The sequence below is a fragment of the Paracoccus sp. J56 genome (assembly GCF_019633685.1).
GTDB classification, from domain to species: Bacteria; Pseudomonadota; Alphaproteobacteria; order Rhodobacterales; family Rhodobacteraceae; genus Paracoccus; species Paracoccus kondratievae.
Genome location: NZ_JAFL01000029.1, coordinates 21,103 through 32,380, shown reverse-complemented (window position 1 = coordinate 32,380; position 11,278 = coordinate 21,103). Strand labels below are relative to the sequence as shown.

Here is an 11,278-nt window from a genome sequence, read left to right as displayed (position 1 = left end):
TTTCCAGCGCATAGTCGCGCACGATGTTGCGCAAGGCATCGGCATCCCAGTGCACCCGACCGAGGATCGCCTGCTGCCGCCAGGGACCCTTGTCGCCAGCGGCGTCTGCCCGCATCCATCCGGTCTTGCGCCGTTCGTCTCCCAGCAGGCCATCGAGAAACTGCCCTGCCGATACCGCAACCCGTTCCTGCGTGAACAGCACCCGCATCCGCAACTTCACGTCCCGAAGCGACGAAGCCCACAGCTCAAGCGTTTCCTCGACAGCTAATCCCGACATCCATGACCCCATTCAAATCATGGTAGCCCAGTGATTCAGAAATGAGATGAAAACGCAACTGTAATGATAGGCGCTCAGACCCCATAGCGCGCAAGCAGGCGGTGCAGCGCCAATGCCACCAGCCGGGCAAAGACTACGGTCATTACCGACAGCACCAACAGGGCGGCAAAGACCAGATCGGTCTTCATCCGGCCGTTGGCGTGGATCATCAGCGCCCCAAGGCCGCGTGCGCCGCCGACCCATTCGCCGATCACCGCCCCGATCGGGGCATAGACTGCCGCCAGGCGCAGCCCGGTCGCAAGGCCTGGCAGTGCTGCAGGGATGCGCAGGTGGCGCATGATACGGATGGGGCTGGCGCCCATGACCTGCGCCAGATCCAGCGCAGCCTGAGGCGTCCGCATCAGCCCGTCCAGAAAGGCGCTGACCACCGGGAAAAAGACAATAAGCACCGTCATGGCGACCTTGGGTGACATGCCAAAGCCCAGCCACAGCGTCAGGATCGGCGCCAGCGCAAAGACCGGAATGGTCTGGCTGAATGTCAGGATTGGGCGCAGCACACCGGTCAGCTTTTGCGAAAAGCCCATCACCACCGCCAGCGCCGCCCCCAGGGCCGAGCCAAGGGTAAAGCCCAGCACCACCTCGGCCAGCGTGAAACCGGCGTGACGGGTGATCTCGGCCCGGTTCAGCCACAGCGCCTCGAGCACCGCGCGGGGCGAGGGCAGCAGAAAGGGTGGCATGCCGGCCAGCCAGATGACCCCCTGCCACAGCACCAGAACGGTGACGATCAGCGCGATAACTGTTCTCACGCCATCATCCCCCGCATCAGCCGGGCCTGCAATTGCAGGACCTCGGGCGCGTCATAGGGGCGGGCGGCGCCTTTGGGGCGCAGGGTCGGGACCGGCCATTCGGTCAGCCCCGTCTCTCGCAGCAGCAGAATCCGGTCGCCAAGCCGCGCTGCCTCGGCCGGGTCATGGGTAACGAGCAGCACCGTACGCCCTTCCAGCAGCCGCGCGGCCAGGTCCTGCATCTGTGCCCGCGTCCGCGCGTCAAGCGCCGAAAAGGGCTCATCAAGCAGCACCAGCGGCCGGTCCTCGAACAGAGTCCGGGCAAGGGCGACGCGCTGGCGCTGCCCGCCCGAAAGATTCGCCGGCAGGTGATGGGCGCGGTCGGTAAGCCCCACGGCCTCGATCAGCGCGGCCGCGCGGGCGGCGGGCTCGTCCCCTTGTCGCAGCGTGCCGCGCAGCCTTGCGCCAAGCGTGACATTGCCTGTCACATCAAGCCAGGGGATCAGGCCCGGGTCCTGCGCCATCAGCGCCACGGGCTTGTCGCGCGTCGCCTCACCCTCAAAGCGTGCTCCGGTTTCAAGCCCGGCGATCAGCCGCAGGATGGTTGATTTGCCGACACCCGAGGGGCCAAGCAGGCAGGTCCAGCCCGCACCTTCAAGCCGCAGGTCGACCGGTGCGAACAACGGGGCCTCGCCCACCCAGGCACGGCCACGGACCAGCGCTGCCGCGGCGGTCATGGCTTGCCCAGTTCCCAGAACGCGACCTCAAGCCGGGTTGCGGTCGCAAAGCGGTCAGAGAGCGCGGCCCATCGGGGGCTTTGTTCGGGGGTGTCGCCCAGCCGTTTGCGGATCGCGCTGTCAAGCAGCGCCCCGGCCTCGGCGCAGGCCGCCTGATATTCCTCGCCCGCATAGGTGTCGATCCAGTTCCGGTAGGGCGTGTCGGGTGCTGCCTCGCGTGCAAGCCGCAGCCCGATTTCGCCATAGCCCAGCACGCAAGGCATCAGCGCCGCAAGCAGGTCCAGAAAATCGCCCGAATAGCCTGCCTCGAGCACATAGCGGGTATAGGCGATATTGGTCACCGCCTCTTGGGCGTTGCTCAGCACCTCGCGATCCATGCCGGCGCTGGCGCAGGTGCGCACATGCAAGTCCATTTCATGGTTCAGCAGCGTGTGAACCGTGGTCGAGCAGGTCTGCATTTCCGTAAGATCACCAGCCTTGACCACGGCCAGCGCCCATGCGCGCGAAAAGTTCTGCAAGAACAGATAGTCCTGAACCAGATAGGTCAGAAAAGCCGATTGCGGCAGGGTGCCGTCGCGCAATCCTTCGACAAAGGAATGACGGGTATAGGCATCCCAATCCGGTTGGCAGGCGGCGCGCCAGGCGGCGAAGGCGTGGCCATAGCTGGTCATTGCGCGGCCCCCACATCCACCGCCAGATCCGAGACGGGCAGCACCTTGTCGATCAGGCCGGCCTTGTGCAGGAATTCCTCGAACCGGGCATAACGGCCCTGATCCAGTGCGGCGGGGCTTTGCGAAAAGCGCGGCAGCGTTTCCTTCCACGCCTCAGAGTTCAGCTCGTCCTTGAGGTCGGGCGCGGTGGCCGAGAACAGCTCCCATGCTTCGCCGGGGTGGTTGACCATATATTGTGCGCCGCGTTCGACCGCGCGCAGCAGGCGCAGGGTGCGGTCGCGATCCAGATTGTCGGGGTTGGCGACAAAGATCAGCTCGTCATAGGTCGGAACGCCCTGTTCCTCGACAAAGAAACATTTGCCCTCGGCCCCCTCGAGCCGCATCTGCGTCAGCTCAAAATTGCGATAGGCGCCGATGGTGGCATCGACCTGACCGGCAATCAATGCGGGCGACAGCGACCAGTTTACGTTGACCATCTCGATATCGTTCATCGTCAGCCCGGCCGAGGCAAGGATCTGGCCCACCAGCGCCTCTTCGACGCCCGAGACGGAATAGCCGATCTTTTTGCCCTTGAGATCCGCAATCTCTTGCACCGGACCATCGGCCTTGACCATCAGACAGTTCAGCGGCGTTGCGACCAGCGTGCCGACGCGGCGCAGGGGCAGGCCCTCATGCACCTGCAGATGCAGTTGCGGCTGGTAGCTGATGGCGTAATCGGCCTTGCCCGCGGCGACCAGTTTGGGCGGATCCGAAGGATCGGCGGGGGCGACGATCTCGACCTCAAGCCCCTCGTCCTTGAAGAAGCCCTTTTCCTGCGCAACGATGATCGGCGCATGGTCGGGGTTCACGAACCAGTCAAGGATCAGCGTGACCTTATCCTCGGCCAGCACTGGCTGGGCCAGCAGGGCAAAGGCGGCGGCAAGGGTGAAATGTTTCATCAATTCTCGTCTCCAAGGGCAAGAAGGGCGATTTCGCCATCCCAACGGTGGGAAAGCGCGTCGGCGGCGCGCCAGGAACGCAGACCCGAACGGCAGGCCAGCACCACACGCTGACCGGGCTCGGGCAGGGGACCGGTTGGGCCATATCCGGGCAGGCGCAGCGCCTGCGGGGTGGCCTTGCGCGGCGCCTCGTCTTCGGGGCGCAGGTCGATGACCAGATCAGCTGGGGTGATTTCATCACGTGCGATAAAGCGGGGGCCGGTGGTTTCGGGCGCGGCGTCAAAGCGGAACTGACTGAAGCGGCCGGCCTCAAAGCGAACGAACTCACCCAAGGGCGAGGGCGTGGTGCCAAGGATCAGCCGCAGCGCCATCTGGGCCTGAATACAGCCCAGCATCCCGACGACAGGGCCAAGCACGCCAGCGGTCGCGCAGGTCTGGCCGCTGTCAGGCGGGTCGGGGAAAAGCGCGCGCAGGCTGGGCGCACCGCCGCAGAACCCGCCGACATAGCCCGAAAGCCCCAGCGCCGAGGCCGAGATCAGCGGCTTTCCCGCTGCAAGGCAGCCATCAGACAAGGTGTAGCTGGCCGCATAGCTGTCGGCGCAATCCAGCACCACATCCGCCGCCGCGATCAGCGCAGGCGCATTCACGGGTGTCAGCCGGTCCTTTAGCGCCTCGACCTTAACGGCAGGGTTCAGCCGCGCCAGCGCCTGCGCGGCGGCGCGGACCTTGGGCTGACCGATGTCGTCGATCCGGTACAGCGGCTGGCGGTGCAGGTTCGTTTCCTCGACCGTATCAGCGTCGATCAGGGTGATCTGCCCGATGCCTGCCCCGGCAAGATATTGCAGTGCGGGCACACCCAGACCGCCCGCGCCGACGATCAGCACGCGGGCGGCAGAGATACGCTCTTGCCCCGCTGCGCCGACCTCGGGCAGGACCATCTGGCGGGCATAGCGGGTCATGCCGCCACCCGCTGCCATTCGCGGATGCGGCCCTCGGGGTCGGGATTCAGCGTGATGTCGGTGACAACCGAAGCAATATCCGCGCCCGCGGCAAAGGCTTCCAGCGTGCGCCCGGGTGTCATGCCGCCGATGGCGACCAACGGCGTCTCGCCCACCAGCCTGCGCCATTCGCGGACGCGGTCAAGGCCCTGCTGTTCCCATTTCATCTTTTTCAGAATGGTCGGCCATACCGGGCCCAGGGCGATGTAATCAGGCTTAAGGGCCTGCGCCCGCTCCAACTCGGCATGGTCATGGGTCGAGATGCCAAGCCGCAGCCCGGCGCGGCGGATCGCCGGCAGGTCGGCGGTGTCCAGATCCTCTTGTCCCAGATGGATGAAATCACAGCCAAGGTCGATGGCGGCCTGCCAGTGATCATTGACGACCAGCGTCGCGCCGTGATCGCGGCAAAGTTCCCGACACAATGCCAGCTCGCCCATCAGCCGGGCCGGGGGCTGGTCCTTGATGCGGACCTGAACCAGTTTCACGCCCAGAGGCAGGGCGCGGCGCAGCCAATCGGCGCTGTCAAAGATCGGGTAAAAGCGCGGCAATTTCATCCCAGCACCGCCATTCCAAACAGAGGGGTCGAAGGCGCGGCCATGTCGCGTGCCTCGATCGGGTTTGCGCCATGGGCCAGTTTTCCGGCCTCGATCGCCGATGCCATGGCGCGGGCCATCGCGACCGGATCGCCTGCCTTGGCGACGGCGGTGTTCAGCAGCACCGCGTCATAGCCCAGCTCCATCGCCTGCGCGGCGTGACTTGGCAGGCCGATGCCTGCATCGACCACCAGCGGGATACCGGGGAAATGCGCCCGAAGGCTGCGCAGCCCATAGGGATTGTTCAGCCCCCGGCCCGAGCCGATGGGCGCGCCCCAGGGCATCAGCACCTCGCAGCCCGCATCAAGCAGCCGTCCGCAGACCGACAGATCCTCGGTGCAATAGGGGAATACCTGAAAGCCGTCCCCGGACAGCGCCCGTGCCGCCTCGACCAGCGCGATCACATCGGGGCAAAGTGTGTCGTCGTCGCGGATGACCTCAAGCTTGATCCAGGGCGTCTCGAACAGCTCGCGTGCCATCTGGGCGGTGGTCACGGCCTCGCGTACCGAATGGCAGCCGGCGGTATTGGGCAGGACGGGGATGCCCAGATCGCGGATCAGGCGATAGAAGTCCTGCCCGCCGCCGCCTTCGCGGCGCAGGCTGACGGTGGCGATGCCAGCGCCCGAGGCGCGGAATGCCTCGGCCATGATCGCGGGCGAGGGGTATTGCGCGGTGCCCAGCATCAGCGGGCTTGCGACCTCGGTTCCGTAAAAGACCGGCATCTCAGCCTCCTTGCATGGGGGCCACGACTTCCAGCGCGTCGCCGTCGCTGAGCGTCGTTTCCGGGCGGGCCGCGGCGGGCAGGAAGGCACCGTTCAGTGCCGTTGCCACCTTGGCCGTACCAAGTCCGATTTCGGTCAGCACGTCCTGCACGGACGGGCCGGTCAGGTCGCGCGGCGCTCCGTTAAGGGTGATCTTCATCCATGAACTCCGGTTTCCGGCCCTCAAGCAGATAATCGGCGGCCATACGTGCCACGGCAGGGGCCAGAAGGTAGCCGTGGCGGTAAAGGCCGTTGGCGAAAAGCGTGCCACCGCGCCGGCGCAGGCGGGGCAGATTGTCGGGAAAGGCGGGGCGCGCGTCCGAGCCAAGCTCAAGGATCTCGGCCTCGGCAAAGCCCGGATGCAGGGCATAGGCAGCCGACAGCATTTCGACCGCCGAACGGGCGGTGACGCGATACTTGCCGCCGGTTTCCAGCATGGTCGCGCCGATCATATAGACCCCGTCGCCACGCGGCACGACGTAAAGCGGGATGCGCGGATGCAAAAGCCGCACGGTGCGGGTCAGCGTGACCTCGGGACAGCGCAGCACCAGCATTTCGCCGCGCACGCCGCGCAGATCGGGCAGCTCGTCCCTGGCAGCAAGGCCGCGCGCATCGACGATCATGCCGGTCGGTGCGCCCTCGGTCTCGATACGGATGCCGCGCTGTTCCAGCCGGTCGCGCAGAGCCAGCAGGGCGGCGCGGGGGTTCAGATGCGCCTCGGTGCCGAAATGCAGCCCGCGCGAAAAGCGGCCGGCCAGTTCGGGTTCCAGCGTCGCGATATCGTCACCGGTCACCGGCTGATGAGCCTTGGTCAGCCGGGCAAAGCGGTCAAGTTCGGTCCGGTCGCGTGAGGGGGCAAGCACAAGCGTGCCTCGCCGGGTGACCTCGGCGCCATTTGCTTCCCACCAATCGGCGGCGTCGAGGCCAAGGCGCAGCACCACCGGCTCGGCGCTTTCGGCCTCGCAATAGGGGGCAAGCATGCCGCCCGCGCGCCAGCTGCAGGCATGTGAGCCGGGCTTGCCGGCAGGGTCGATGATACGCGGCTGTTTCCCACGCGCGGCCAGTTCGGTCGCAATCGAGAGACCCATCACCCCCGCGCCCAGAATGGTAATCGCGGTCATGCCTGCCTCCATAGCGCGTGGAAATGATGCACGGGCCCATGGCCCAGCCCCACCGCCAGCTCATCTGCGGCCGCAATTGCACCCTGCAACCAGCCATGCGCGCGGTCTGCCGCATCCGGCACCGTCATCCCCTGCGCAAGCCCTGCCGCGATGGCCGAGGACAGTGAGCATCCGGTGCCATGGGTGTTCGCTGTGTGCTGGCGCGGTGCGGTCAGGGTCAGCGGTTCGGCTCCGATCAGCAGGTCGGTGCAGGTCTCTCCGCTGGCATGGCCACCCTTCATCAGCACATGCGTGGCGCCAAGGGCGCAAAGTGCCTTGCCCTGCGCCCGCATCTCATCCGGGGTTTGCGCGGGGGCGCGATCCAGAAGCCGCGCGGCCTCGGGCAGGTTCGGCGTCAGAACGGTCGCAAGCGGGATAAGCCGTTCACGCAGGGCCGAGACTGCCTCGTCCGGCAAAAGCGGGTCGCCCGACTTTGCCACCATCACCGGGTCAAGCACCACCGGGATCGGATTGGCTGCCAGAAGCGCGGTCAGACGGTCGGCCACCACCGTGATCACATCCGGGCCGCCCAGCATGCCGATCTTGACCGCGCGCACATCAAGATCACCAAAGACCGTATCGATCTGGGCGGCGATCATCGCCGGGCTGACGGGTTCGACCGCCGCAACGGTGCGGGTGTTCTGGGCGGTGATGGCTGTGATCACAGAAGCGCCAAAGACGCCGAGTGCTGAAAAGCTTTTCAGATCGGCCTGAATCCCGGCGCCGCCGCTGCTATCCGATCCGGCAATCGTCAGCGCGATAGGTGGGGAAGGAAATCCCGGCATGGCCCGCCTTTCAGTTCAGCCGGGCATGCAGACGGGGTCGGGACAGTTTTGCGGATGGTCTTGCCGCTTCACTCTACCCTTCCCTACGCCGGCATGACCCGGATCAGGTTCGATGGGTCGGTGCCTTGCACCTCTCAGCCCCGTTGCGGGGCCCCCCAAGTGTATGAGTCGTTTGCATGACACTAGGGCCCCGCGCCCCGGGTTGCAAGGGCTGCGGGGTCCGGGTGTCAGGGAAGCCGGGGGCAGGGCCCTGCCTGCGTTCAGTTCACGCCAAAGAGGTCGCGGGTATAGACCTTGTCTGCCACATCGGCCAATTCGGGGCCAAGGCGGTTCGCGATGATCAGATCGGCCTCGGCCTTGAAGGCGTCGAGGTCACGGATGACCGGACTGTGAAAGAAGTGATCCTCGGTCAGCACCGGCTCATAGACGATGCAGGGAATGCCCTTGGCCTTGATCCGCTTCATGATGCCCTGAATCGAGCTGTCGCGGTAATTGTCCGAGCCGGCCTTCATCACCAGCCGATAGACGCCGACAATCTTGGGTTCGCGTGCGATGATCTGGTCGGCGATGAAGTCCTTGCGGGTGCGGTTGCTTTCCACCACCGCCGCAATCAGGTTCTGCGGGACCTGATCATAGTTGGCCAGAAGCTGCTTGCTGTCCTTGGGCAGGCAGTAGCCGCCATAGCCGAAGCTTGGGTTGTTGTACTGATCGCCGATCCGCGGATCGAGGCCGACGCCCTCGATGATTTCGCGCGGGTTCAGGCCGCGGGCCAGAGCATAGCTGTCCAACTCGTTGAAATAGGCCACGCGCATCGCAAGGTAGGTGTTGGCGAACAGCTTGATCGCCTCGGCCTCGGCGGGGCCGGTGAAAAGCACCGGCATATCCTTGCGGATCGCGCCCTGTGCCAGCAGATCGGCCAGCTTATGCGCAGCGGGGCCATGATCCCCGACGACGATGCGCGACGGGTAAAGGTTATCGTAAAGCGCGCGGCCTTCACGCAGAAACTCGGGTGAGAACATGATGTTCTCATTGCCTGTTTCTTGCCGCATCCGTGCCACGAATCCGACGGGCACCGTGGATTTGATCACGATCGTTGCCTGCGGGGCGTGGTCGCGGGCCTGGGCGATCACAGCCTCGACGCTTTGGGTGTCAAAGCGGTTCGTGCGCGGGTCGTAATTCGTCGGCGTGGCGATGATGACGAAATCCGCCCCCGCCATAGCCTCGGCCTGGTCGGTCGTGGCCTGCAGGGACAGCTGCTTTCCAGCCAGCCATTCCTCGAGATCGGGGTCCTGAATGGGTGAGCGGCGGGCATTTACCAATGCCACGCGCTCTGCGTTCAGATCGAATGCCATGACTTCGTTGTGCTGCGCCAGCAGCACCGCGATCGACATTCCTACATAGCCTAGCCCGGCGACAGAAATACGCATGTGCGGGGTCCTATCCACTCTGAAGAAAACAGTCCAGTTCAGATTGGATCTGTCAGAGCTGTCGCGCAGATTTTTGCCGCGTGGGGTAAGATCGGGCCGCATCGGGGGAATCGGCGGCTCGGGGCTTTACTTGGCGGGGCATTCCGGACGATCTGGGCGCAACCGAAGCGGAAGGATGCCATGAAAAGCGTGATTTTCGACCTTGGCGGGGTGCTGATCGACTGGGACCCTGCGCTGGCCTTTGCGGATATCTTTACCAGCCGGGCCGAGGCCGAGGCCTGGATGCAGCGCATCGATTTTGCCGGCTGGAACAGGTTGCAGGACGGCGGGCGCAGCTTTGAGGACGGTCTTGCCGCCGCACGGGCCGAGCATGGCGACGAGGCGCGGCATCTGGCGGGCTATCTCGCGGCTTTTCCGCTGACCATCGAAAAGACTATTCCCGGGACGTGGGAAGTCGCCGAGGCCCTGGTTGCGCGCGGCGTTCCGCTATATGCTTTGACCAACTGGGCGGCCGAGACATGGCCCCATGCGCTGGAGCTGCATCCTCGGCTGGGCGCGGTTTTCGCGGACATTCTTGTGTCAGGCCGCGTCGGGATGATGAAGCCAGGCCCGGCGATCTATCGCATGGTGATGGATCGCAACGGTTTGCGGCCCGAGGATTGCGTATTCGTTGATGACAGTCTGCCGAATGTCGAAGCGGCGCGAGGGCTGGGAATCGATGCGATCCAGTTCACCGGGGCCGGCGCGCTGGGCGACGAGCTGGCGCGGCGCGGGTTGTTCTGAAGTATTCTTGACAGCGGGGGGCAGCCCCCTGTCAGGTTGATGGGGTCAGGTCCGCACAGCCGGCGCGACTGTACCCTGATCTATTTGCAGCAGGGCAGATGGGCGCGGCCGGGAACGATCCGAATCAGGCAGTCCTGCGCGTGACCCTGACTTCGACCCCGCCTCGCTTTGCCGGGATCGGGCCGACGCTGAAATCGGTGCTGAACCAGCGTATCCCCCGGATCAGGTGCGGCTTTGCGTGCCGCGCCGCTATCGCCGTTTTCCCGATTGGGACGGGTGCCTGCCGCAGGTTCCCCAAGGCATCACCGTGGTCAGGACCGATCAGGACTATGGCCCTGCGACCAAGATCCTGCCTGCGGTGCACGAGTTTCGGGGGCAGGATTGCGAGTTGCTGCTTTGCGACGATGACCGGCGCTACGACCCGCTGTGGACCAGCCGGTTTCTTGCAGCGCGCCGGGAACACCCCGATCGCGTGATTGCCGGGGCGGGGGCCTTTGTTCCCGGTCGCCGCGAAGGGTCGTTGCCCCGTGCCGTGCCACGCAAGAAAGGCAGCCTGTGCCGGTTGCTACGGCTGGCCACGCAGGGGCTGCACAAGCCCTCGGCATGGGTGGTATCGGGGTATGCTGGTATGTTCAAAGGCTATGGCGGGGCCATGTTGCGCCCTGAACTCCGGCCTGATTGCGCCTTTGATATTCCGAAACTGCTGTGGACTGTGGATGATCCGTGGCCATCGGGCAATTTTGCGCGGAACGGGGTCGGGATCTGGCTCAACGCCTTGGGCGTCATACGGGGCAAGCGAAGGATTGCCCGCCGCGACGCGCTTTTAAGGTTTTCGTGGCAGGGCAAAGGTCGGGGTGCCGCCGATGCCGCCTGTTACGACTGGTTTCGCCGCAACCGGGGAATCTGGCGTCCCGCCTCCTAGCTGATCAGCCTTGCAACATGACGCAGCGCGAGCAGGTAGCCATGAAAGCCACAGCCGGCAATCACACCCTCGGCGCGCAGGCTGACATAGGAATGGTGGCGAAAGTTTTCACGCTTGTGGACGTTCGAGATATGCACCTCGATCACCGGCCCGTCGAAAGCGTTCAGCGCATCAAGAATCGCAACCGAAGTATGGGTAAAGGCGGCCGGGTTGATGACGATCGCCTGGGCCTTTTGCCGTGCCTCATGGATCAGGTCGATCAGCACGCCTTCGTGGTTGGACTGATGAAAGGCGATGTCCAGACCCAGATCGGCCGCCAGCCCGCGGCAGTCACGCTCGATATCGGCAAGCGTGGTGCTGCCATAGATCTCGGGCTGGCGCTGGCCAAGCAGGTTCAGGTTCGGGCCGTTCAGGACATAGACGGTGGGCATGTCATTCTCC

At 65.0% G+C, this 11,278-nt stretch carries 14 protein-coding genes, 1 pseudogene and 1 riboswitch; of the genes and pseudogenes, 2 read left to right on the top strand and 13 right to left on the bottom strand.

Going from position 1 to position 11,278, the window contains the following annotated elements; genetic code table 11:
- The 12 genes and pseudogenes from M511_RS16325 to M511_RS16270 form a co-directional block, all read right to left on the bottom strand.
- Positions 1-277, bottom strand: a pseudogene (locus M511_RS16325) (IS701 family transposase); the annotation flags it as partial.
- A 74-nt stretch (positions 278-351) separates the two neighbouring features.
- Positions 352-1,083, bottom strand: a complete 732-nt coding sequence (locus M511_RS16320) for an ABC transporter permease (protein ID WP_085502758.1) — start codon at positions 1,081-1,083, stop codon at positions 352-354.
- Positions 1,080-1,799 (bottom strand): ABC transporter ATP-binding protein, encoded by a 720-nt coding sequence (locus M511_RS16315; protein ID WP_085502757.1) that lies wholly within the window; start codon positions 1,797-1,799, stop codon positions 1,080-1,082. The genes M511_RS16320 and M511_RS16315 overlap by 4 nt, the downstream gene beginning before the upstream one ends.
- Positions 1,796-2,470 (bottom strand): thiaminase II, encoded by a 675-nt coding sequence (gene tenA / locus M511_RS16310; protein WP_085502756.1) that lies wholly within the window; start codon positions 2,468-2,470, stop codon positions 1,796-1,798. The genes M511_RS16315 and tenA overlap by 4 nt, the downstream gene beginning before the upstream one ends.
- The gene (locus tag M511_RS16305; protein ID WP_010392175.1) at positions 2,467-3,408 is read right to left on the bottom strand and encodes an ABC transporter substrate-binding protein; all 942 of its coding nucleotides are present in this window, start codon (positions 3,406-3,408) and stop codon (positions 2,467-2,469) included. The genes tenA and M511_RS16305 overlap by 4 nt, the downstream gene beginning before the upstream one ends.
- Positions 3,408-4,367: a HesA/MoeB/ThiF family protein gene (locus M511_RS16300; RefSeq protein WP_176224571.1), complete on the bottom strand. Its 960-nt coding sequence runs from the start codon at positions 4,365-4,367 to the stop codon at positions 3,408-3,410. Before M511_RS16300 ends, M511_RS16305 begins: the two co-directional genes overlap by 1 nt.
- The gene (locus M511_RS16295; RefSeq protein ID WP_085502754.1) at positions 4,364-4,960 is read right to left on the bottom strand and encodes a thiamine phosphate synthase; all 597 of its coding nucleotides are present in this window, start codon (positions 4,958-4,960) and stop codon (positions 4,364-4,366) included. Before M511_RS16295 ends, M511_RS16300 begins: the two co-directional genes overlap by 4 nt.
- On the bottom strand, positions 4,957-5,721 hold the full coding sequence (locus M511_RS16290) for a thiazole synthase (RefSeq protein ID WP_010392181.1): 765 nt from the start codon (positions 5,719-5,721) through the stop codon (positions 4,957-4,959). Before M511_RS16290 ends, M511_RS16295 begins: the two co-directional genes overlap by 4 nt.
- Before the next feature lies 1 nt (position 5,722).
- Positions 5,723-5,920 carry a sulfur carrier protein ThiS gene (gene thiS, locus M511_RS16285; protein WP_085502753.1) on the bottom strand — a complete coding sequence of 66 codons (198 nt, stop codon included), beginning with the start codon at positions 5,918-5,920 and terminating at the stop codon, positions 5,723-5,725.
- Positions 5,904-6,881, bottom strand: coding sequence for an FAD-dependent oxidoreductase (locus M511_RS16280; protein WP_010392185.1), 978 nt, complete (start codon positions 6,879-6,881; stop codon positions 5,904-5,906). The genes thiS and M511_RS16280 overlap by 17 nt, the downstream gene beginning before the upstream one ends.
- The gene (gene thiD / locus M511_RS16275; RefSeq protein WP_085502752.1) at positions 6,878-7,705 is read right to left on the bottom strand and encodes a bifunctional hydroxymethylpyrimidine kinase/phosphomethylpyrimidine kinase; all 828 of its coding nucleotides are present in this window, start codon (positions 7,703-7,705) and stop codon (positions 6,878-6,880) included. Before thiD ends, M511_RS16280 begins: the two co-directional genes overlap by 4 nt.
- A gap of 63 nt (positions 7,706-7,768) precedes the next feature.
- Positions 7,769-7,873: riboswitch (TPP riboswitch) on the bottom strand.
- Between the two features lie 92 nt (positions 7,874-7,965).
- On the bottom strand, positions 7,966-9,132 hold the full coding sequence (locus M511_RS16270; RefSeq protein WP_085502751.1) for a nucleotide sugar dehydrogenase: 1,167 nt from the start codon (positions 9,130-9,132) through the stop codon (positions 7,966-7,968).
- A gap of 180 nt (positions 9,133-9,312) precedes the next feature.
- Between M511_RS16270 and M511_RS16265 the strand changes: the two genes are divergently transcribed.
- Together M511_RS16265 and M511_RS16260 are read left to right on the top strand one after the other, a co-directional pair.
- Entirely contained in the window at positions 9,313-9,915 is a 603-nt protein-coding gene (locus tag M511_RS16265; protein ID WP_010392194.1) for an HAD family hydrolase, read from the top strand.
- Between the two features lie 238 nt (positions 9,916-10,153).
- On the top strand, positions 10,154-10,837 hold the full coding sequence (locus tag M511_RS16260; protein ID WP_139824616.1) for a glycosyltransferase family 2 protein: 684 nt from the start codon (positions 10,154-10,156) through the stop codon (positions 10,835-10,837).
- Here M511_RS16260 and aroQ read toward each other — a convergent pair.
- Positions 10,834-11,268, bottom strand: coding sequence for a type II 3-dehydroquinate dehydratase (aroQ, locus tag M511_RS16255; RefSeq protein ID WP_010392198.1), 435 nt, complete (start codon positions 11,266-11,268; stop codon positions 10,834-10,836). The genes M511_RS16260 and aroQ overlap by 4 nt on opposite strands.
- Positions 11,269-11,278: the final 10 nt, after the last annotated feature.

What these genes read in the sequence shown, in the direction of transcription:
- M511_RS16315 (WP_085502757.1), bottom strand. Translation starts at nt 1,799, where the DNA reads ATGACCGCCGCGGCAGCGCTGGTCCGTGGCCGTGCCTGGGTGGGCGAG.
- tenA (WP_085502756.1), bottom strand. Translation starts at nt 2,470, where the DNA reads ATGACCAGCTATGGCCACGCCTTCGCCGCCTGGCGCGCCGCCTGCCAA.
- M511_RS16305 (WP_010392175.1), bottom strand. Translation starts at nt 3,408, where the DNA reads ATGAAACATTTCACCCTTGCCGCCGCCTTTGCCCTGCTGGCCCAGCCA.
- M511_RS16300 (WP_176224571.1), bottom strand. Translation starts at nt 4,367, where the DNA reads ATGACCCGCTATGCCCGCCAGATGGTCCTGCCCGAGGTCGGCGCAGCG.
- M511_RS16295 (WP_085502754.1), bottom strand. Translation starts at nt 4,960, where the DNA reads ATGAAATTGCCGCGCTTTTACCCGATCTTTGACAGCGCCGATTGGCTG.
- M511_RS16290 (WP_010392181.1), bottom strand. Translation starts at nt 5,721, where the DNA reads ATGCCGGTCTTTTACGGAACCGAGGTCGCAAGCCCGCTGATGCTGGGC.
- thiS (WP_085502753.1), bottom strand. Translation starts at nt 5,920, where the DNA reads ATGAAGATCACCCTTAACGGAGCGCCGCGCGACCTGACCGGCCCGTCC.
- M511_RS16280 (WP_010392185.1), bottom strand. Translation starts at nt 6,881, where the DNA reads ATGACCGCGATTACCATTCTGGGCGCGGGGGTGATGGGTCTCTCGATT.
- thiD (WP_085502752.1), bottom strand. Translation starts at nt 7,705, where the DNA reads ATGCCGGGATTTCCTTCCCCACCTATCGCGCTGACGATTGCCGGATCG.
- M511_RS16270 (WP_085502751.1), bottom strand. Translation starts at nt 9,132, where the DNA reads ATGCGTATTTCTGTCGCCGGGCTAGGCTATGTAGGAATGTCGATCGCG.
- M511_RS16265 (WP_010392194.1), top strand. Translation starts at nt 9,313, where the DNA reads ATGAAAAGCGTGATTTTCGACCTTGGCGGGGTGCTGATCGACTGGGAC.
- aroQ (WP_010392198.1), bottom strand. Translation starts at nt 11,268, where the DNA reads ATGCCCACCGTCTATGTCCTGAACGGCCCGAACCTGAACCTGCTTGGC.